Below are 20,523 nucleotides of genomic sequence, written 5' to 3' on the forward strand. Positions count from 1 at the left end.
GTCAGATTGGCAGCTTGCGGAAGATGCTCCGCGGGATGTGTCGCAACACCATCATCACGTACCGGAACGTTGCTGGCGCCCAAACCAGTTCCTTACCCTTTGCCGACGCCGTCACCGCGAGGTTGGCGACGTACTCCTTGTCGACGGTCAGCGGAGCTTCCTTGATATGCGCGCTCATCCGGGTTCGCACCTGGCCCGGCCGGATCACCAGCACGCGAACCCCGTACTCGCGCAACGCTTCTGACAGGCCCAGGTAGAAGCCGTCCAGGCCTGCCTTGGTGGAGCCGTAGACGAAGTTGGACCGCCGCACCCGCTCACCGGCCACCGTGCTCATCGCGATGATCTGGCCGAACCCCTGGGCCCGCATCTTCTCACCCAGCAGCACGCCGACGGAAACAGCGGCGGTGTAGTTGATCTCGGCGATCTGCACAGCCTTGCGCTGGTTCTGCCAGAGTTCTTCGGCATCGCCGAGCAAACCGAACGCGACGATGGCAACATCGACATCCCCATTGGCCCAGGCTTGTTCGATCATCTTGGGGTGACTGTCGGTGTCGGTGGCTTCGAAGTCGATCAGTTCTACCGACCGCGCGCCGGCGGCCTTCATCTGCGCGACGGCGTCGTCCCTACCGGGGTCATCGGGCATGGCGGCCAACACGATCCGCGCGTGCGCGTTCTGCAGATAGCGCTCGCAGATCGCCAGCCCGATCTCGGACGTTCCGCCGAGCAGCAGAATGGTCTGCGGGTTTCCTACGGCGTCTAGCACCATTTAGAGCAACTCCAAACGTCGGGCCATGTCGGAGGCGAACACCCTCGACGGATCGACTTTGCGGCGCACCGCAATCCACTCGTCGATGCGGGGATACATGGCGTGGAATCGCTCGGCGCTGATCCGTGAGTCCTTCGCGGTGTACACCCTGCCGCCGAACTCCATCACCCGGTCGTCGAGTTCGTTGAGGAACTCGTTGATCCCGGGCTTGTTGGGAAAGTCCATCGCGACGTTCCAGCCGGCCATCGGGAAACTCAGTGGTGCGCGGTTTCCCGGTCCGAACAACTTGAACACGTTCAATGCCGAGTAGTGCCCGCGAGTCTGGATCCAGCGAATGATTGCCTTGAATTCTTCCATCGCGTCGGGTGGAACCAGGAATTGATACTGCGCGAAACCCGTTGGGCCGTAAGCATTGTTCCAGCCGCTGACGAGATCGAGCATGTGGTAGAACTGCGACAGGTTCATGATCTTGCCGGTGTAGGTTCCGCCCAGCCGGTAGTACACCTCGCCGATCGCCATGAACGACAGTTTGTTCATCGCGCTGACGGGAAACACGTTCGGCACCGTCAACAGCTGCGGCGCATCGAATTTCAGCGGATTCTTGGCGAGCTTTTTCGGAAGTTGATCCAGCCTCGCCAGGCTGCCCCGGCTGATCGCAGCCCGACCCAGCTTCGGCGGCGGACTGATCAGGTCGAACCAAGCACTGGAGTAGGTGTACCTGTCTTCGCTGCCGTCCAGGTGGACGGCGACCGTTTCGTCGAGGTCTTTGGTGGCGACGCCGTCGGCGATGAAGTACGCGGTCTCCGTGGGGGTCATCGCGATGGTGGCCCGCAAGACGATCCCGGTCAGGCCGTTGCCGCCGACGGTGGCCCAGAACAGTTCGGAGTCTTCACCGTCGGGCGTGAGCTGGCGGATCTCGCCGTCCGCGGTCAGCAGGTCCATCGACCGGACGTGGTTTCCGAAGCTGCCCGCGCTGTGATGATTCTTGCCGTGGATGTCGCATGCGATCGCGCCGCCGACGGTCACCTGCCGCGTGCCCGGCAGCACGGGAACCCACAGCCCGAACGGCAGGGCGGCCTTCATCAGCTGGTCTAGGCTCACCCCGGCGTCGACGTCGGCCAGGCGGGTGTCGGCGCTGATCGCGTGGATGGTGTTCAGCGGGGTCATGTCGATCACCAGCCCGCCGCCGTTTTGGGCGTTGTCGCCGTAGGACCGGCCCAGCCCGCGCGCGATGACGCCTCTGTTTCCTGCGTCGGCAACGCGAGCCACCGCTTTCGCGATCACCTCGGGATCCGGCGTTGACAGCACCTGCGCCACTGACGGCGCGGTGCGGCCAAAGCCCATCAGCCGGGTCGCGGTCGTCGGGATATCACTGCTCAACATCGTCAAAGAGGGTACAGGCTGCGGCACCGGCTCAGCGGATCCGGAAGATCACGGCTCGCTGCACGATGAAGTTGATCACCGTGGCGGTGCCCTGGGCGATCACGAACGCGACGGGTATCGCCCAGCCCCGGTAGTGCAGCAGCGCCAGGCACAGATGGTTCAGCCCGACCTGCACCGCGAAGGTGATGCCGTAGAGCACCATGACGGCGACGAAGCGCGTGGTGCTGGGTGAGGCCTGAAATGTCCACCGCCGATTGATCAGGTAGGCGGTAATGGTGCCGGCGAGCCAACTGAGCGCCTTTGCCGGGTCATACGGCAAACCTCCTACTTTCAGGAGAATGACGTAAAGGCCGAAGTCGACGATCGCCGACAGGCCGCCGGTAACGACGAAACGCCAAATCTGCGTGGTCAGGCTCAACTGTTGGCGCGGCGGTGCAGCCTCGGGTATCGGGGCAACCATTGGGGGGAGTCTAATGGCCGGCCCGCTTATGCCCGCAGTTCAGGTGGGCAGCTTGACGGAGATCAATTCGACCTGGTTGGGCCCCTGCGGGGTCGAGTAGGTCACCGTGTCGCCCGGCTGACGTCCGGCGAGCGCCTGCCCCAGCGGACTGCGGGCCGTCAAGGTCTCACCTTCGCGGCCGGCCGGAGTCTCTTCGACGATGGAGATCACGTGCATGGTGACCACTTCACCGTCGGCGAACCGCAACGTCACCTCGGTTCCCACCGGTAACGCTTCGGAGGCGTCCGAGTGTTCTGGCGGTCCGGCTCGCAGGCGCCGGTCGAGCTCGTTGATCCGGTCGGCGAGCACCACCAGCTCGTCGGCGCGCTGGATCGCCTCGGCCGCGTCACCGTGGTCGCCGATCATGCCGCGATCGTTCTTGACCTCGGTTTCGAGGCGATCATGGCGCTGGCGTAACCGAGCTAGCTCCGCGGCGAGGTGATCGCGCGCCGAGCCAGCCAGCCCCGATGATTGGACCTTTTTACTCACGTCGGCCGACCTTTCGCGCCCGATTGACGTTTTGCCTATGGATACCCGTTCGCCGCCGCGCTCAGCTGCCGTGAATCCAATTCGTGGCGCTTCAGTGTGACACCACTGGGCGTAGCCGTCTGCGATTTCGGACGAGCGTTTTCCAATCGGTCGGCAAACGGCATACCCGCGTTATTGGGTGGCGGGTGGCGGCGCGTCCTCGCCGTCGTACTCGTAATCGATGATCCCGCCGCGCAGGGCGTCGAAGATGGCTTTGCCTTGCGAGACGAGCCCACTGGCCACCTGGCTGAGTCCGTCGGCGCCGTTGAGCACGGTTAGATTTGCGCCCGCGAGCCCACCGGCGGCCTTTTCCACGATCTGCGGCAACTGGTCGATGAGCATCCTGTCCAGCGCCACCCGGTTGTGCGACGCCGCCGCCTCGGCCTGGATCTTCATCTTCTCCGCATCGGCGAGAGCCAGGATCCGGACCCGTTCGGCTTCGGCCTCTGCGGGCTTGACCACCTCGGCGACCAGCTCCTGCTGGCGCAGTTCGGCAGCGCGCTGGGCCAACTCGGTGCGCATCGCCAGCACTTCGCGCTGAGCCTCGGCTTCGGCCAGCGGGCCCGCCTGCGCCGCCTCCGCCTGAGCCTTGTCGACCTCGGCCTTGTACTGAGCCTTGACGATGGCGGTCTGACGCGCGAATTCGGCCTGCTGGCGCTGTGACTCCTGCTCCGCCTCGGCGGCCTTCTGGTTCGCCTGTGCCTGAGCGATCTGCGCCTGTTGCTGGATGGCGGCGTTGTGCGGCGCCGACATCGCGGTGATGTAGCCGAGCCCGTCGTCATCGATGGACTGGATTTGCAAGGCGTCGACGTTCAGGCCGATGCGGGCCATTTCCTCCTTGGAGCCGTCGAGTACCTCGGTCGCCAGCTTCTGGCGTTCCCGGATGATCTGCTCGACGGTCATCGAGCCGATGATCGAACGCAGGTGGCCGGCGAAGATCCGGCCGGTGAGTACCGACATCTGGTCTTGCTCGGACAGGAATCGCTGGGCCGCGGCGATGATGCTCTCGGTGTCGTTGCCGACTTTGAACGCGATCACCGCGCGGACATTGAGGGTGATGCCCTGCTGGGTGACGCATTTTTCGGCGACCTCGGACTCGCACATCGCCAGCGTCAGGAAGTGGGCCTTGCGGAAGAACGGGACTACGAACGCGCCGTGACCGGTCACGACGCGGAAGGGGGCGTTGCCCTTGCTTCGGGCGCCCGCAATCAGCATCGCCTCGTCCGGATCGGGCACTCTATAACCGAGCATGGTGACTCCTGGGTGTTCGTTGTTGTTTTTAGGGGATTTCGTCAGTTAGCCCGAATACGGCCTGAACAGGTCGGGGTCATGCCAGGGCTCGACGACAACTGTTCTCGCGCCGCGGACGTCGATTACCAGCACCGTGGTGCCCTTCGGGAGTGGTTCATCGGACCAGGCCAGGAATGCCTCCTTGGACCCCCGCACAGTAAGCAAGACCTCGCCGGCCCCGCCGTCGCCGCGAGTCGCTACGACCAGCGTTCCGACGCAGCCGATCACCTCGCTCACGATCGCATGATCCTCCTCCGAGCGGTCCGGCGTCGAGTTAATCGTCTTTGCCAGGAGGCCCGTGCGCCCGGAAAGGCCCGTTTCGAGCCTCGCTCGGTTCAGTTCGGGATTGCTGGTGCCCGGGCGGTCAGGGTTACGCCGTGGCTGTGGCTCTCGCGCGCCTTTATTTGCGACACCCAGACGCGGCCTTGTGTTGACCGCACCACGATGCTCTCGACGGTGTCGAACACCCAGGCCGCGGAGCGCTCCATGCCGGTGTTGTCCATGATCCGCAGATCGATCACACCCCGGCCGGCCAGCAGCTCGAACAGATCGCGTTCTGGATCGTCCGCGGCGATCAGTGTGGTGTGGTCGAACTGCTTTCGCAACGCCGCGCGGATTTCGTCGAGGGCGTCGGGACCCAGCACCAAACCGGTGCCGGGTTCGGTTTGCGCGCAAGCGAATTCGATTTCGAAGGTCCGCTCATAGCCGTGCAGAAAGAAGCGCTTTCCTTCGTTGGAGCGGTGGCAGCAGGGGAGGCTGTCGAACTGGTTGCGCATATGGAATCGTGCCGTTCGGCCCTGCGGCGCGTCGTCACGGTGCATCGTCGCAATTTGCACCACGTCAGCGAGGGCGGTGTTACTCATCATTTGCCTTTCTGCGTCGATGCCTGCTCTTGGCTTGCCAGGGTGAGGAATTCGTGTCGCGCACGGGTGCTCTCAAAGAAGGATCCGTAGTAGGCGGTGGTGAGCGTCTGCGTGCCGACGGCCGAGACGCGACTCGGTGGCGTGCAGATGTGGACTGCCTCCACCAGGACGCCCACCCCTCTGGGCGCCAGCTGGTGGTGCAGCCACAGCGCGATCCGGGTGGTCATCCGCCGCTGGATCTGAATGCCGCGGGCGCACGCATCGACAATGCGGGCCAGCTCCGACGGCCCTAGTTGCGTTTCGTCCGGAACGTAGCCGACGCGCACGACGCCGTAGAACGGAAGCAGATGCTGCTCGCACAGCGAATGAAACGGAATCGGACGGGCAATCAGCACCTCGGAAATGCTGTCTGGGGCTGGCGGTGAGCCACCGGCGAGCATCGACAGGTCAGCATGACGCAGCATGTGGATCCTCTCGGAATCATTTGTGGAGACGCATGTGATCGAGCGTGTTCATGCGTCGGCTCAGCATCCGCGCGAGGCCTTGAAGGATCCTTGGCGGATTCTCAAAGGATTCTTGGAGCCGTGTTTCGACTCGCCGACTGCAATGCCGTGCGACGCGGCGTGCTTTAGGTGTGAACTGACGGGTTTCGGTGTGAATCTACGGCGCTCGCCGTGAATCTAGGGCGGCGATCGGCGCGAATTTCCGCCCAGGATTCACACCGAAAGCCCAGGATTCACACCGAAAGCCCAGGATTCACGCGGAAAGCCAGAAAAGCGGAAGGCCTGCCGGCCCATGCAAGTGATATCGCCGGCGCTATCACTTTGCAGCCCACATCATGCCTCCCTTTTCCGGTACTCAAGGGACAGATGTGACGACGACGCCCGCCGCGTTATCGAGCAGCTCCCTACACCCAGTACGGCACGCGCGCGCGGTATTGCCGCATCGCGACGGCCGCCAACATCCAGCCGACGACCGTCAGCACCACCACCACCGCCCAGTGCCGTAACTCTTGGTGAGCACCCAGCAACGGCGCACGGACGATATCGAGGTAGTGCAGCAGCGGGTTGAGCTCGACGATGCTCGACCAGCGCCCGGCGCCTTGCTGGCGCAGCGTGTCGTCGTTCCAGATGATCGGCGTCATGAAAAACAGCAGCTGCACGACGGAGAACAGCAACGGACCGATGTCGCGGTAACGGGTCGCCAGAATGCCGAAGCACAGTGACACCCAAACCGCGTTGAGAAAGATCAACGCCAGTGCCGGAACCACCGACAAGTCGGCCCACGACCACGGCTTCGGGAACACTATCGCGATGACCAGATAAATGACGATGTTGTGCGCGAACAGGATCATCTGCCGCCACACCAGCCGGTACACATGCACGGACAGCGGTGTCGGCAATTGCTTGATCAATCCCTCATTGGCGACGAATACTTCGGCACCCTCGAGAATCGCGGCGTTGATCAGGTTCCAGATGATCAACCCAAGGGTGACGTAAGGCAGGTGCACGGACAGTTCCAGGTGAAACAACTTGGAATACAAGCCGCCCATTGCCACCGCCGTGGTGCCGGTGGCAATGGTGATCCAGAACGGCCCCAGCACTGAGCGGCGGTAGCGCTGCTTGATGTCCTGCCAGCCAAGGTGCAGCCAGAGTTCGTGGCGGCGGAAACCCTCGATCAAGTCTGTTCGGGCCCGAGCAAACGTCTTGGACTGTGCAGCCGCGTCAATGAACGTCATGCCGAACCTCCAGGCCGTCCAAACTTCTCGCGACGTCCCAAGCGGCGCAACCGAATCCATTCCAGCAGGCCCTTGGCGTCACGACGGGTCACCACGAAGAACCAGCCGAACCGCACCCATTCCTGAAACAGCAGCTTACGCAGACCCGGCTGCGACATGAGGTAGCCGCGATTGCGGTAGGTGAAGAACCGCTTGGTCGGGTTGTCGGGGTATTGGGTGTGCATCCGGCCGCCCAGGATGGGCTTGAACTCGTCGGATCCGCAGGGGTGCAGGTAAACCGCGTCCAAGCAGGTGCCGAACGGCAGGCCGGACCGCACCAGCCGGCGATGCATCTCCACCTCGTCGCCGCGGATGAACAGCCGCATGTCTGGTACGCCGATCGATTCCAGGGCGGACGCGCGGAACAGGGCGCCGTTGAACAGCGAGGCGATCCCGCGCAGCAGATCCTGGCCCGGTTCGGTGCGCAATTCGCTTGCGCGCCTGCGCCATACCAGGCCGCGCCGCAACGGAAACGCCAGCCGTTGCGGGTCGTCCATGTTGCAGACCATCGGCGACACCTCGGCCAGGCCGTACTTCTCGGCGCAGGCCAGCAGGGTCGCCAGCACCCGGGCGTCCTGCGGGCGCCCGTCGTCGTCGGCCAGCCACACCCAGTCGGCGCCCTGGGCCAGCGCATGCAGCATCCCCAGCGCGAAACCCCCTGCGCCGCCGAGGTTTCGGCGCGACCCCAGATACGTGGTGGAAATCGGCTGGCGGGCGACCAGATCGCGCACGTGATCAGATGCGTCGTTGTCGACGACGATCAACTGATCGGGCAATCGGGTCTGGCTGGTCACCACATCCAGCGACCTGGCCAGCTCGTCGGGGCGCCGGTGGGTGACCACCACGGCGAATACGGCCTCACTCATCCCCGGATACTTTTTGCGCCAGCGGCTTTTCGGCGTCGGACTGGGTTTCCTCCAGTACTTCGCGTACGTGCCGGGCGGCGTCCTCGCCCTCGTAGGCGCGCACCACGTCCTCGATGCCGCCGGTGAGCTTGATGACGCCGTGGTCGATCCACATCGCGGTTTTGCACAGCCGCGCCAGGAATTCGTTTGAATGGCTGGCGAAAACCAGGATCCCGGAACGCTCCACGAGGCGCTGCAGCCGTGTCTGGGCTTTCTTCAAGAAGTCGGCGTCCACCGCGCCGATGCCTTCGTCCAGCAGCAGGATCTCGGGGTCGATGCTGGTGACCACGCCCATCGCCAGCCGCACCCGCATTCCGGTGGAGTAGGTGCGTAACGGCATCGATAGGTATTCTCCGAGCTCGGTGAACTCGGCGATCTCGTCGACCTTGGCCAGCATCTGCTTTCGGGTCTGTCCCAAGAACAAGCCGCGGATGATGATGTTCTCGAAGCCGGAGATTTCGGGGTCCATCCCGACGCCCAGGTCGAAGACCGGAGCCACTCGGCCGAGGACCTTCGCGGAGCCGCGGGTCGGTTCGTAGATGCCCGAAAGTAGCCGCAGCAGAGTCGATTTGCCGGCCCCATTGTGTCCCACCAGGCCCACCCGGTCGCCCAGATTCAGCGACATCGTGATGTCCCGCAATGCCTCGACGACGACGACGTTGGAGTTGTTGCGCCCGATCGTGCCGCCTGCCTTGCCGAGCACGGCCTTCTTCAAGGAACGCGACTTCGCGTCGAAGATGGGAAACTCCACCCACGCATTGCGGGTTTCGATGTACGGGCGGGGAGACACGGGTTGACGGTCTTGGAAGGTTAGAGGTATTGGCCGGTGCCGTGACCGCCGGGGTGGCCCGGCTTACCGATACCCGGTGGCAAGGCGCCCTGGCGCATCTGCTCGAGTTGCGCGCGGGCGGCCATCTGCTGGGCGAACAGTGCGGTCTGGATGCCATGGAACAGCCCTTCCAGCCAGCCGACCAGCTGGGCCTGGGCGATCCGCAATTCGGCGTCCGAGGGCGCGCTGTTCTCGTTGAACGGCAGGGTGAGGCGGTCGAGCTCTTCGCGCAGTTCCGGCGCCAGCCCGTCTTCAAGTTCCCGGATGCTGGTGGCGTGGATTTCCCGCAGCCGGTTGCGGCTGGCTTCGTCGAGCGGCGCGGCGCGGACTTCCTCGAGCAACTGCTTGATCATCGTGCCGATGCGCATCACCTTGGCCGGCTGCTCGACCAAGTCGGTCAGCGAGCGTTCGTCGTTATCGTCATCGTCCGCACCGCGGGGCGCCATGATCCGCGGGTCAATACCGCCGATGATTTCGATGCCGTTGTCATCTGGGCCATCGTCACCAGTTCTCAATTCACTCACCGTCCTCTTGCAAGCCGTTCAGGGGCGTTTCGCTGCGGTATACCCGCGCCATTCCCAGATCTGGGCCCCACCGTTGTCGTACAGCTTCGCCCACGACTCCGATTTCTCCAGAGACCTTATCCCTTCGGGCTCGGCGAACCCGCGAACCGTCGGCTCGCTGGTCAGGATGTAGCGGATATTGAGCGCGTGGACGGCCTCGACCACTTTCGGATTGCTGGTGCCCTCGCGGGCGTGAACCCAGAAGATGTAGCGGTAGTACCCCGGGCCCGTCTGTTGTGGGAAGTCGTAGTGGGTCCACAGCGGGTGCAGGTCGGCGACCGCATACATCCACGCCGTGCCGTCGACGTTGGAGTTGCCGATGATGGTGTTGCGGGCTCCGGGAAGCGTCGCCAGGTAAGCCATGGCGTCGAGGTCTTGGCGATTGATCATCACCGAGTCGTACTTGTCGCCGAACAAGAAGCGGTGCCGCGGGAAGTAGTGCCACGCACTTACCAGGGTGGCCACGGTCAGCAGCACGGCTGTTGTCGCGGCCCAGGCCCGTGCGGGCACCGGTCTGAAACGGTCGGTCAGTCGTCTCCCCAACGCCGCGAACAGCTTGACGGCCACGAATAAGCCAAGACCTGCTCCGGCCGTCAACAGCAGCGTCGTCGCCGCCGCGATCCGCCGTGGATCTTTGTAGAAGAACTCCCCGATGCCGCCGGCCACGACGCCGATCGGCCCACCCAGCGGTGTGCCCGCATCGATGTTCACGACGATCAGCAACAGGTAGACCGCCAGCGGCCACCACACCTTTTTGAACAGCAGCACCAGCGCGCCGGCAATGGCCAGCGCGATCATCGCGTATTGCACCGGAAAGTCGTTCAGGTGGCGCGAGTGCTGAAAGACGGCGTCGAAGAGTCCGCGTCGCTTGCTCAAATATGTCGGGAACGAATGTCCGGCGATGACGTCCTCTTGTTGGGTGACGCTGATGAACTGGGGCAACAGGATCAGTCCGGCAACCACTCCGACGCCGGCAAGCGTCAGAACGTCGGCGATGCGCCCCCGGACGGGGTGCCATAGCTCTTCGAAAAGCCACCGCGCACCCAGCAACAGCATGACGACCGCACCGCCGGTGATGTGCACCGAAAAGATCCCCACCAATGCCAGCACGGCCAGCGGAATGCGGTCGCGGTGCCGCAACGTCGAGGTGATCAGCACCATCGTCGGAACGGCGATTCCGTAGGCGGCCAGGTTCGGCATCGCGGCGACGCCGAACTCGACATAGGGCACCGCGGTGAACGACGCCGACAGCGCGGCCGCGGTAGCCGCGGCCCCGGCAGCGCGTATTTCGCTGGTCCGCGGTCGCAGCACGTGCCAAGTCAGGATGGCGGCGCTGACCGGGAACAGCCAGACGGACGCCGCTACGGAGTTCAGGGTGTAACCGGTAGTGGGTGCGGCCCCGGTCAGCTGACAGAACACCGCGGTCAATGCGTGGAAGACCGCCGGGTAGTAGAGCGCCCGGTGTGTTTCGACGTTGCGGAGCTCGCCCATGTGGGTCGAGGACGCCTGACCGGTGTCGAGAATCCAGCGCACGGTGTTGGCGTGCCAGACCGCATCCCACGTGCTCGGGATGGACTGCCAGTGCACGAGGCCGCGACAGGCGGCAAAGGCGATCAGTAGCGCGCCGAGCAGCACACCCGCCGCCACGATGAGCGCCGGCCGACCGCCCACCGCGCGGGCCTCAGCGTCCCTGTCACGGTAGCGGGCGAGCCACACCTGCAAACCCGTCACCAGTACGCAGACCGCGACCAGTGCGGCCAGCGCAGTCCACCCGTTCCAGGGAATTCCGACCGCACCGTAGGGAATGATGGCCAGCGCGACCACCCCGTAAGTGAGTGCCGGAGCAACTGCGATGGCGGTCGGCCAAGTTAGCTGTGCAATGCGTGCGACGATGGCTCCGGGGGCGATTAGCAAGAACAGCGCGATCAGCGTTCCGAAGGCAAGCCCCACTCGACTAGTATGGCTGGCCGGGTGACCTGGCTCGCGAGGCCTCTTCGTACAGCCGGCCGGCTGGACCGGATTGGACCGTCTGGGACGCCCGCTACCGTCACAATTTCGCGGGATTGCGGAAGCTCTAAGGTGGCTGTCATGGCATACGACGTCGCCCGGGTGCGTGGGTTGCATCCGTCGCTGGGTGACGGGTGGGTGCACCTGGACGCGCCGGCCGGGATGCTGATTCCCGACTCCGTCGCGACCACGGTCTCGACGGCGTTTCGCCGATCCAGCGCCAGCATGGTGGGCGCGCACCCGTCGGCGCAGCGCAGTGCGGCGGTGCTGGATGCGGCACGCACGGCCGTCGCCGACCTCTTCAACGCCGACCCGGCCGGTGTCGTATTGGGTGCCGATCGCGCGATCCTGCTGGCTTCGCTGGCCGAAGCGTCGTCGTCGCGGGCCGGCCTCGGCTACGAGTTGATCGTCAGCCGCCTGGACCATGAGGCAAACATCGCGCCCTGGCTACGCGCGGCCCATCGCTATGGGGCCAAGGTGCAATGGGCCGAGATCGACATCGAGACCGGTGATTTGCCGACGTGGCAGTGGGAGAGCCTGATCGGCAAGTCGACCCGGCTGGTGGCCGTCACCTCCGCGTCGGGCACATTGGGCACGGTCACCGATCTGCGGGCGATGACCAAACTGGTCCACGACGTCGGCGGGCTGGCCGTGGTCGACCATTCCGCCGCCGCGCCTTATCGGTTGCTGGACGTCAGGGAGACCGACGTCGACGTGGTGGCGGTGAACGCCAACGCGTGGGGCGGTCCACCGATCGGCGCGTTGGTGTTTCGCGATCCGGTTCTGGTGGACTCGTTCAGCTCGGTCTCGACCGATCCGCATGCGACCGGCCCGGCGCGCTTGGAAGTCGGCGGGCACCAGTTCGGTCTGCTGGCCGGTGTCGTCGCCAGCATCGAATACCTGGCTGCGCTTGACGAGTCGGCTCGCGGCAGCAGACGCGAACGCCTGGCGGTGTCGATGCAATCGGCCGCTTCTTATCTGAACCGGGTCTTCGACTATCTGATGGTGTCGTTGCGGTCGTTGCCGTTGGTGATGCTCATCGGCCGGCCCGAGACGCGCATACCGGTGATCAGCTTCGCTCTGCACGGAGTGCCGGCCGAGCGGGTGGTCCAGCGCCTGGCGGACAACGGAATCCTGGCGATCACCGACGAGCATTCGCGTGCGCTGGATGTGCTGGGGGTCAACGACGTCGGCGGTGCGGTAACCGTCGGACTGGCGCACTACTCGACGATGGCCGAGGTCGACCAGCTGGTCCGCGCGCTGGCCTCGCTCGGTTAATTCGGCGACCAGCCGCAAAATTACGTCTGCGCGTCGAAAGTGCTGCGCGCTAAAACGCTTTGATCTCGCCATGGCTGGAGTCGCCGGTCGCCACCGCGGTAATGGTCATGCCATGGCCCGTCGCGTCGTTCTTGAAGGTGACATGGCCACCGCCATCAGACTCGGCTGTCCAGCCGTAGCCGTGGTAGGGCTGTCCAGCGTTGAGGACAAACCACCCAGGACCGCCGGGGCTATTGGGACTGCCGATGTTCGCGTCTCGCCAGGTGAGGGTGCCGTTGGTGTCCACCAGCACTTGGTCCATGTGCATCGGTTCTCGGCATTGCGCACACGGCGTCACCGGGGCCTGCGGCCAATTACCTTGACAGACAACGTTTTCCGTAGCGACCATGCATCCGGCAAGGCCTGGAAGCTTCACATACGGCGTCGAGGCTTGGACCGGTGGGGTGGTATGGGTTGACGCAGGTGCGGGTTGGGCCGTTTGGCCCGCGGCTGGCGCGGGCTGTGTGATCGGTCCCGAAGACGGTGCAGCAGTTGGGGTTTGGGATCCGCTGGGATGCCGAAGCAGAAGCGTCGTCAGGACAGCGACGCTGACGACGGCCAGGATGACGACCACCACGGCGGCGATCCACCATCCCGGCCGTCCGGTCGCAACGGTGCGCCGAGCAGGCTCAGGCGCGACCCGGCGGGTGGACGTCAACGTCGAGGCGACGGGCGGAGACGCAGCGGGTGCGGGCCGGGTAGCGGTGAGCCGCGAAAGCGGGATCGGCGAGGAGGCGCTGGACAATGCGTGACGGGCCGCGTCGGCCAGCTCATGCCCGCTCTGGTAGCGCTGCTCGGGACTTTTCGCCATACCCCGGGCGATGACGTCGTCCAATCCCGCGGGCAGGTCGGCCCGGCGCTCGGTAGGCCGAGGCGGATCCAACGTCAGATGAGCGGCTATCTGCTGCTCAAGGCTGTCACCGGGAAACGGCTGATGTGCCGTCAGGCATTCGTGCAACACACACGCCAACGCATACACGTCCGAACGGGCATCGGCCACACCGGCGCTGAAGCGTTCTGGCGCCATGTAGGCCAGCGTGCCGACCATCATCCCGGTGCTGGTCAGCTTGGTGGCAGCGCCGTCGTGGGCGATGCCGAAGTCGATCAGATACACGAAATCACGAGCAGTCACCAGCGCGTTGGACGGCTTGACATCACGATGCACCAACCCCACCGTGTGCGCGGCATCCAGCGCCGCACCCAGCTGCTCGATCACATGCACAGCCCGCTGCGGGCTCATCGGGCCCTCGCGGCGCAACAGCTCGTGTACATCGATGCCGTCGACGATCGGCATCACCAGATACAGCTGCCCGTCAATCTCGCCGGTGTCATAGATCGGAATGATGTGCGGCTCGTTGAGCCGGGCCGCCGCGTGGGCCTCACGCTTGAAGCGCGCCCGATAGCCCGGTTCGGCACCCAATTCGGGGGGCAACACCTTGACCGCCACATCACGGCCGATCATCGTGTCGTGGGCCCGATACACCCGGCCCATACCGCCCGCACCGATCAGTGACAACAACCGGTAACGGCCAAACGCCACCTCGTCCATCGGCACGCCTTCCTCACCTAACCTCGCGAGCGTAACGCCAGATCCAGCGGCGAGCGGACGCAAAAGCTCCTCATTTCGTGCCCGAAACGGGAGCCTCTGCGCGTCAGATGGTGAGCACGATCTTTCCGGACACCTTCCCGGAGACCAGCAATTGATGTGCCTCGGCGGCCTGCTGGATGGGCATGCGCTCGCCGATGATCGGCCGGACTTTGCCGTCGGCGATCATCGGCCACACCGCCGATGTCACCGCCGCGACGACCTCGCTCTTGCTGTTCGGCCCAGACACCGGCCGGGCGCGCAGCGTCGTGCCGATCACCCGGGCCCGTTTGACGAGCAGCTTGCCGAGGTTGAGCTCGCCCTTCACCCCGCCCTGCATCCCGATGACGATCAGCTGCCCGTCGGTGGCCAGGGCGTCGATATTCCGGTCCAGATACGCCGCGCCCATGATGTCGAGGATCACGTCGGCCCCGTCGGTCTCTTCTCTCAGCCGGGCCACGAAATCCTCGTCGTGATAGTTGATGGTGATCTGGGCGCCGAGGTCGCGGCAAAACTCCAGCTTTTCCGACGATCCAGCCGTGACGGCAACGCGAGCGCCCAGCGCTCGAGCCACCTGGATCGCGTGGCTTCCGACGCCGCTGGCACCGCCGTGCAGCAGGACGACCTGTCCCTCGCTGAGGTGAGCGGTGAGCACCAGGTTCGACCACACCGTGCAGGCCACTTCGGGCAACCCGGCGGCGTCGGCCACGTCGACACCCGAGGGAATCGGCATCAGCTGGCCGGCCGGAACGGCCACGTACTCGGCGTACCCGCCACCCGCCAGCAAGGCGCAAACCTCTTGTCCGACAGTCCATCCGGGCACATCGGAGGCCACCTCGGCGACGACGCCGGCGACCTCCATGCCGATGATCTCGCTGGCTCCGGGCGGTGGCGGGTATTTTCCGGCCGCCTGCAGCACGTCGGCGCGGTTGACGCCGGCCGCCGCGACCTTGACCAGTACGTCGCCGGGGCCGGCGGAGACGTCGGGTACTTCTTGCCAGGTCAGTTGCTCGGGGGATTCAGCCACGATGGCGCGCATAGGGTCACGCTACCGGCTGCTGTCAGGCGGAATCGGCCGCTGGCAGCTCTCGGTATGCGACCCGGGCTTATAGCAATGAACCCAGCGCGATCAGTGTGAGCCCCAGGGCTTTCAGTGTGTATCTACGGCGTTCAGAGTGAGCCCAGGGCGCTCTCACGACGAAAATCCCGCCCTCGCTGCACACTGAAAGCCGTAGATGCACAGGCGATTAGTGGGCGTGCTCGCGCACCCGGTTCGCAGAAATCGAGGACACGCCATCGGTGTCGCGCGAAAGAGGGCAAATTCGTATGGACCCCGCCCCGGGCTGGAGACTGATGTGGCAGCTGTGGCCAATGCGGTGCAGTCGATGGCCGCATTGAGATCGGGTGCGCCAGCGGCCGCTACCCTTATCGGCGGTGGCGTGGCAGAGCGGCCTAATGCACTCGCCTTGAAAGCGAGAGACGGCTAAAACCGTCCGGGGGTTCAAATCCCTCCGCCACCGCTCTTGCCATGAGTCGCGTCAGCCCCCATCGCGAGGGTGCGCGTTTGTACGACGACATGCCGATGTTGCTGACATTTCGCGCACGCGCGCGACGCGCCCACTACTAATAGCTGCGGTCGCCTTCGCTGTCGTCGAAGAAATGCCATTCGCCGTCGCGCTCGACCTCGATGCGCCAGCCCAGCTCGCTGCCCTCGACCTCGTTGTCGACGAACCAGGCATGCGCGTCGTCGGCGCTTTCGATGTCCTTGGTGGCGACCACATCGCCTTTGGGGTTGAGCACTCGGTAGGTAGCCATAGCGGCAGTGTTCCCACCGCCCACTTTGTTAACCGGCGGGGATCTGAGCGGTGATCGTGTCCATCAGCGCCGTGTAGCGGTTGACGGCAGGATCGCGCCCGGGCTTGCCGCTGCTGATCACACCGGCGGATATGCCGCGCGCCGGGTCGGCCCAGATGGCGATGTTGGAAAGGCCGAGATTTCCAAACGCCGCCGGCGCGTTGCGCCCGAACGGTCCGAACCGGTTGGTGCCCAGCATGTAGCCCGTACCCCAGCGAGCCGGCATCAGGCCCACGGCGAAATCCGGCCGCAACCGACGGCATTCCTGCACCGCGCCGTACATCCGCTCCGCGCTGATGATGCGCACGCCGTCGAGTTCACCGCCCCGACGCCAGATCTCGGCAAAACGTGACATCTCGTTCGCGGTCGACACCGTGTTGGACGACGGGACCACGGTGGACAGGAACGCCGGAGTGTTGGTGTACGGGATGATCTCGTGCACGGTCCCGCCGATCGCCTTGCGAAAGATCGCCGCGATCACCGGCGGCAACGGCCGGCCCGTCGCGTGGCTGGGCGCGACCGACGGGATGTCCTGCTTGGCGACGCCGAAGTTGGTCCACCGGAAGCCCAGTGGGTCCAGAATCTCGGTGGCCAGGATGTCGCGGATGTCCTTGCCGGTGGCGGCGTAGACGATCTCGCGCATAAGCGGACCCCACGTGAGCGCGTGGTAGATGTGCACCAGGCCCGGCCGATACAGCGGTCTGAGCTTGCCGAGCTGCTCCTGTGCGTACTCGTGGTCGTCCGCGCGGCTGAGGTCTGGCCTGGGTCCGGTGGGAAACGGAACCCCTGCACTGTGGGTCAACACGTGGCGGATCGTGGTGCGGTGCTTGCCATGACTGGTGTACGTGGGGATGTACTCGCAGACTCGGTCATCGAGCGAGAAGTGCCCCTGCTCGACGAGCATGTGCACGACGGTCGCGGTGATGCCTTTAGCCGCCGAGTACACGCAGAACGGCGTCTCGGTCGTGACCGGGATCTTCTCGGCGTCGGGCGGATCGGTGGGCGCGTTGCCCCAGCCGTGGCCGATGGCCCGGTTGAGTATGACGCGGCCGTTTCGCCGGATGCAGAGCTGGATCGCGGGGTGCATGCCGCCCTGGTACCAATGCCGCGCGGCCCGCCAGATCCGCTCCACGGCTGCGCTGTCGACTTCGGAGTGGTCCTCTTCGCCGATCGCCGTGACTGCATCCAGGTCGGTCGGCACACGGATTCTTCCGTCGTGTGTCAAAGTCGCCACCTTCGAGAGGGTACGTGCCGCCGGCCCGGGACTGCATTTAGCGTGGTCGCGCACGCTTCGTCGCCCTCGGGCCGCAAGTCACTCGCCGGCGAACTGCGGCGGACGCTTGGCAAACGTCGCCTGGATGCCCTCGGTCAGATCCCTGGACGGCAGGAAGGCCGCGTTCCAGGCCGCGACATAGCGCAGGCTCTCCGAAACCGCTGAAATGCGTTGCTGGTCAAGGACATCCTTGACGCCGTTGACGGTCAGCGGCGGGTTGGCGGCGATCTCGGCGGCGGTGGCATGGGCGGCCGCCAGTGTGGCCTCGGCATCGTCGTATACATCGTTGACCAGACCGATCTTCTCGGCCCTTGCCGCATCGATGTCGCGGCCCGTCAGCGCAAGTTCACGCAGATGTCCGTCATTCAAGATCAGCGGCAGACGGGCGAGGCTGCCGACGTCGGCGACGATGGCCAGTTTGACCTCACGCACCGAGAACTTGGCGTCGGCGCTGGCGTAGCGGATGTCCACCGCAGAGATCAGGTCGACGCCGCCGCCGATGCACCAGCCGTGTACCGAGGCGATAGTGGGGGTCCGGCAGTCGGCGACGGCACTGATCGCGCCCTGCATCCGCTTGATCTCGGCGTGGAACTCCGCGCGCGGGCGAGCGAGCGCGCCGTCGGCCAGCAACGCGGTGAACGAACCTCCCATCGCGGGCACGTCCAGGCCGTAGCTGAAGTTCCGGCCCGATCCGGTGATCACGATCGCCCGCACGTCGCGGTCGGCGTCCAGCTTCGCGAACACCTCCGGCATCTCGGACCAGAAAGCGGGGCCCATCGCGTTGCCCTTGCCCGGCCCGATCAACGTCACCTGCGCAACCTGGTCCTTGGTTTCGACGGTCACGGATTCGTATGTTTCGCCCATTCCCAGACCGTAGCGTGGCGGATATGTCCTCAGATTTGCGACCCGGACCGGATTCCCCGCCGACCGACGAGCTACGCAGCGCCGAGCAGTCCCTCGCGGTATTGCAGCAAGTCGTGCACACCATCGCCGGGGACGACTTGTCCAGGCAGACACCGTGTTCGGAGTACGACGTATCGCAGTTGACCGAGCATTTGCTGAACTCCGTCACCACGCTCGGACGCATGGTTGACGCCGACCATCCGACGGGTGAACCGAGCGGCGCGGTGGAAGACCGGATCATCGGCGCGGCCCGGCCCACTTTGGATGCCTGGCATCGGCACGGGCTGGAGGGCAACGTCTCGCTGGGCGAATCGGAGATACCCGCCAAAGTCGCCGCGTCGGTGTTGTCGGTCGAGTTCCTGGTCCACGCCTGGGACTACGCCGCGGCCCTGGGACGCGAGGTCAGGGCCCCGGATCCGCTGGTCGAATACGTCCTCGACTTGGCGCGGCGGCTCATCCAGCCGGATCAACGCGCACGCGGCGGGTTCGCCGAGCCGGTCGAGGTGGCCGCCGATGCCGGCCCGATGGACCGGCTGATCGCATTCACCGGCCGCAACCCGCTTAGGCCGAGTGGCTAGACGCGTTCCAGATAGAAGTAGTAGTACCGGCCGTTGTCCAGGACGCCTTTGCCGTTCATGATGCCCATCACCGCATCGTCGTCGATCTTTTTGAAATGGTCGTGCACGGGTTGCCCGTCGTAGACCATCGTGGCGGTGACTTCGCCGCGGAATTCTTCGAGCCACAGGCAGGCTTCGCCCTTGCCCATCGTCACATTGGAGAACTTGTTGCCGTCGGCGTCCAGGCACACCAGCGGCTGGACGTCGGTAACCGAATTGAAGGTCTTGCCGAACCAGCCGGCCTTTTCCAGCTTGCCGTTCATCTTGTGGCCGGTGACGAACTCGCCGCCGGACCACTCGCCGATCATGCCTTCGATGGTCGCCGGCTCCAGGCTGGCCCAGTAATCGTCGAGTTCGGCGTCGGAAACGCTGCGGTCCTTGAAATCGGCGAACTTCTTACGGGCCAGGCTCATCGTCACTCCTTACGATCGGTGTTCCAGCTGCGGGCGAAACCCCGGGCAAACTCGAGGAAAGCGTCGTTTTCGTCGGGCGCGCCGATGGTGACCCGGACGCCGTCGGTGCCGTACGGACGAACCACGATACGCGCTTCGGCGGCCTGTTCCACGAAGTCCCGAGTGCGCGGCCCGAGCGGCAGCCAGACGAAGTTGGCCTGCGAGGACGGCAGGGTGAATCCGGCATCACGCAGCGCGTTGCTGACCCGGACGCGTTCAGCGACGACGGCGTCGGTGCGCGCCAGTAGCTCGTCGGCGGCAGCCAGCGAGGCGATGGCGGCGGCCTGCGAGACGCTCGTCGCGGTGAACGGCACGTAGACCTTGTCCAGCGCGGTGATCACGTCGGGCTGCCCGATGGCATAGCCGACGCGTAGGCCCGCCAGTCCGTAAGCCTTCGAAAACGTGCGCAGCACAACGACATTGCTGTGGGCGCGGACCAGCTCCAAGCTGTCGGGCAACATGCCGTCCCGGATGTACTCGACATAGGCCTCGTCGATGGCGATCAGGATGTGCGGCGGTACCGCCTCGACGAAGCGCGTGAGTGCGTCCGGGTCGACGACGGTGGACGTGGGGTTGTTGGGGTTGCAGACAAAGATCAGCCGGGCGCGGTCGGTGATCGCGGCCAGCATGGCGTAGAGGTCGTAGGTGTGGTCGGTCAGCGGCACTTTGAGCGGAATCGCGCCGGCGACCTGGACGAGCGGCGGATACAGCTCGAAGCTGCGCCAGCCGAAGATCACCTCGTCGCCCGCCGAGGCGGTGATTTGCACAAGCTGCTGGCACAGGCTGACCGAACCGCAGCCGACTGCGACGTGCTCGGGCGCGAAGTCCGAACCCAGATGCCTGGCCAGCGCAGCCTTGAGCTGCACGCAGCCGTTGTCGGGATAGCGGTTGATGACGTCGGTGGCCCGTTCGATTGCGGCGCGGACGCTGGGCAGCGGGCCGAACACGGTCTCGTTGCTGGCCAGTTTGATTGCGCCCGGCACCGTTTTGCCGGGAACATAAACCGGAAGGCCGGCCAGCACGGGACGCAGGCGGGCGCTCACTTCGACAGCATATGTCGCCGCTGTGTACGCTAACCCTCCGGCGGTTCGGGGATGCCGAAAAGAAGTCGG

22 protein-coding genes and 1 tRNA gene are annotated in these 20,523 nt (G+C 65.1%); 3 read left to right on the top strand and 20 right to left on the bottom strand.

Annotated elements, in window-relative coordinates; all coding sequences use genetic code 11:
• Nucleotide 1 precedes the first annotated feature (1 nt).
• From A5791_RS06020 to A5791_RS06080, 13 genes are all read right to left on the bottom strand, one after another.
• Nucleotides 2-766 carry a decaprenylphospho-beta-D-erythro-pentofuranosid-2-ulose 2-reductase gene (locus A5791_RS06020; RefSeq protein ID WP_067232707.1) on the bottom strand — a complete coding sequence of 255 codons (765 nt, stop codon included), beginning with the start codon at nt 764-766 and terminating at the stop codon, nt 2-4.
• Nucleotides 767-2,149 (bottom strand): FAD-binding oxidoreductase, encoded by a 1,383-nt coding sequence (locus A5791_RS06025; protein ID WP_067232711.1) that lies wholly within the window; start codon nt 2,147-2,149, stop codon nt 767-769.
• Between the two features lie 31 nt (nt 2,150-2,180).
• Nucleotides 2,181-2,609 (bottom strand): GtrA family protein, encoded by a 429-nt coding sequence (locus A5791_RS06030; RefSeq protein WP_067232715.1) that lies wholly within the window; start codon nt 2,607-2,609, stop codon nt 2,181-2,183.
• Nucleotides 2,610-2,648: 39 nt separating this feature from the next.
• On the bottom strand, nt 2,649-3,137 hold the full coding sequence (locus A5791_RS06035; protein WP_067232717.1) for a GreA/GreB family elongation factor: 489 nt from the start codon (nt 3,135-3,137) through the stop codon (nt 2,649-2,651).
• A 171-nt stretch (nt 3,138-3,308) separates the two neighbouring features.
• Nucleotides 3,309-4,427, bottom strand: a complete 1,119-nt coding sequence (locus A5791_RS06040; RefSeq protein ID WP_067232720.1) for a flotillin family protein — start codon at nt 4,425-4,427, stop codon at nt 3,309-3,311.
• 45 nt (nt 4,428-4,472) lie between these two features.
• The gene (locus A5791_RS06045; RefSeq protein ID WP_067232723.1) at nt 4,473-4,703 is read right to left on the bottom strand and encodes a hypothetical protein; all 231 of its coding nucleotides are present in this window, start codon (nt 4,701-4,703) and stop codon (nt 4,473-4,475) included.
• Nucleotides 4,704-4,801: 98 nt separating this feature from the next.
• The gene (locus tag A5791_RS06050) at nt 4,802-5,329 is read right to left on the bottom strand and encodes a 6-carboxytetrahydropterin synthase (protein WP_197504609.1); all 528 of its coding nucleotides are present in this window, start codon (nt 5,327-5,329) and stop codon (nt 4,802-4,804) included.
• Entirely contained in the window at nt 5,329-5,793 is a 465-nt protein-coding gene (locus tag A5791_RS06055) for a GTP cyclohydrolase I (RefSeq protein WP_067232727.1), read from the bottom strand. Before A5791_RS06055 ends, A5791_RS06050 begins: the two co-directional genes overlap by 1 nt.
• Before the next feature lie 443 nt (nt 5,794-6,236).
• Nucleotides 6,237-7,067: an ABC transporter permease gene (locus A5791_RS06060; RefSeq protein WP_067232730.1), complete on the bottom strand. Its 831-nt coding sequence runs from the start codon at nt 7,065-7,067 to the stop codon at nt 6,237-6,239.
• Nucleotides 7,064-7,972 carry a glycosyltransferase gene (locus tag A5791_RS06065; protein ID WP_067232732.1) on the bottom strand — a complete coding sequence of 303 codons (909 nt, stop codon included), beginning with the start codon at nt 7,970-7,972 and terminating at the stop codon, nt 7,064-7,066. The genes A5791_RS06060 and A5791_RS06065 overlap by 4 nt, the downstream gene beginning before the upstream one ends.
• On the bottom strand, nt 7,965-8,801 hold the full coding sequence (locus A5791_RS06070; RefSeq protein WP_067232736.1) for an ABC transporter ATP-binding protein: 837 nt from the start codon (nt 8,799-8,801) through the stop codon (nt 7,965-7,967). Before A5791_RS06070 ends, A5791_RS06065 begins: the two co-directional genes overlap by 8 nt.
• Nucleotides 8,802-8,821: 20 nt before the next feature.
• Entirely contained in the window at nt 8,822-9,286 is a 465-nt protein-coding gene (locus A5791_RS06075) for a bacterial proteasome activator family protein (RefSeq protein WP_067232845.1), read from the bottom strand.
• Nucleotides 9,287-9,382: 96 nt separating this feature from the next.
• A complete protein-coding gene (locus A5791_RS06080) occupies nt 9,383-11,353 on the bottom strand; it encodes a DUF6541 family protein (protein ID WP_067232739.1) in 1,971 nt (656 codons plus the stop codon).
• A 138-nt stretch (nt 11,354-11,491) separates the two neighbouring features.
• On the opposite strand from A5791_RS06080, the gene A5791_RS06085 reads away from it, so the two are divergent.
• Nucleotides 11,492-12,688, top strand: a complete 1,197-nt coding sequence (locus tag A5791_RS06085; RefSeq protein WP_067232742.1) for a cysteine desulfurase-like protein — start codon at nt 11,492-11,494, stop codon at nt 12,686-12,688.
• Nucleotides 12,689-12,737: 49 nt separating this feature from the next.
• Here A5791_RS06085 and A5791_RS06090 read toward each other — a convergent pair whose 3' ends face one another.
• Both A5791_RS06090 and A5791_RS06095 read right to left on the bottom strand, forming a co-directional pair.
• Nucleotides 12,738-14,276: a serine/threonine-protein kinase gene (locus A5791_RS06090; protein ID WP_082966775.1), complete on the bottom strand. Its 1,539-nt coding sequence runs from the start codon at nt 14,274-14,276 to the stop codon at nt 12,738-12,740.
• 103 nt (nt 14,277-14,379) lie between these two features.
• On the bottom strand, nt 14,380-15,351 hold the full coding sequence (locus A5791_RS06095; RefSeq protein ID WP_067232750.1) for an NAD(P)H-quinone oxidoreductase: 972 nt from the start codon (nt 15,349-15,351) through the stop codon (nt 14,380-14,382).
• Between the two features lie 394 nt (nt 15,352-15,745).
• On the opposite strand from A5791_RS06095, the gene A5791_RS06100 reads away from it, so the two are divergent.
• A tRNA-Ser gene (locus A5791_RS06100) sits at nt 15,746-15,832 on the top strand.
• A gap of 103 nt (nt 15,833-15,935) precedes the next feature.
• Here the strand turns inward: A5791_RS06100 and A5791_RS06105 are convergent.
• From A5791_RS06105 to A5791_RS06115, 3 genes are all read right to left on the bottom strand, one after another.
• On the bottom strand, nt 15,936-16,127 hold the full coding sequence (locus A5791_RS06105) for a hypothetical protein (RefSeq protein WP_067232755.1): 192 nt from the start codon (nt 16,125-16,127) through the stop codon (nt 15,936-15,938).
• Between the two features lie 28 nt (nt 16,128-16,155).
• Nucleotides 16,156-17,391: a lipase LipE gene (lipE, locus tag A5791_RS06110; protein WP_067232848.1), complete on the bottom strand. Its 1,236-nt coding sequence runs from the start codon at nt 17,389-17,391 to the stop codon at nt 16,156-16,158.
• An 87-nt stretch (nt 17,392-17,478) separates the two neighbouring features.
• Nucleotides 17,479-18,303, bottom strand: coding sequence for a crotonase/enoyl-CoA hydratase family protein (locus A5791_RS06115; RefSeq protein ID WP_067232758.1), 825 nt, complete (start codon nt 18,301-18,303; stop codon nt 17,479-17,481).
• Nucleotides 18,304-18,326: 23 nt separating this feature from the next.
• Between A5791_RS06115 and A5791_RS06120 the strand changes: the two genes are divergently transcribed.
• Complete coding sequence (locus A5791_RS06120; protein ID WP_067232761.1) at nt 18,327-18,920, top strand: TIGR03086 family metal-binding protein; 594 nt, start codon at nt 18,327-18,329, stop codon at nt 18,918-18,920.
• On the opposite strand, the gene A5791_RS06125 is transcribed toward A5791_RS06120, so the two are convergent.
• Nucleotides 18,917-19,372 carry a DUF4334 domain-containing protein gene (locus A5791_RS06125; protein WP_067232765.1) on the bottom strand — a complete coding sequence of 152 codons (456 nt, stop codon included), beginning with the start codon at nt 19,370-19,372 and terminating at the stop codon, nt 18,917-18,919. The two genes, A5791_RS06120 and A5791_RS06125, sit on opposite strands and share 4 nt — an antisense overlap.
• Before the next feature lie 2 nt (nt 19,373-19,374).
• Nucleotides 19,375-20,454 (bottom strand): pyridoxal phosphate-dependent aminotransferase, encoded by a 1,080-nt coding sequence (locus A5791_RS06130; protein ID WP_067232771.1) that lies wholly within the window; start codon nt 20,452-20,454, stop codon nt 19,375-19,377.
• Nucleotides 20,455-20,523 lie beyond the last annotated feature (69 nt).

Source organism: Mycobacterium sp. 852002-51163_SCH5372311, from assembly GCF_001667115.1.
GTDB lineage: Bacteria > Actinomycetota > Actinomycetes > Mycobacteriales > Mycobacteriaceae > Mycobacterium.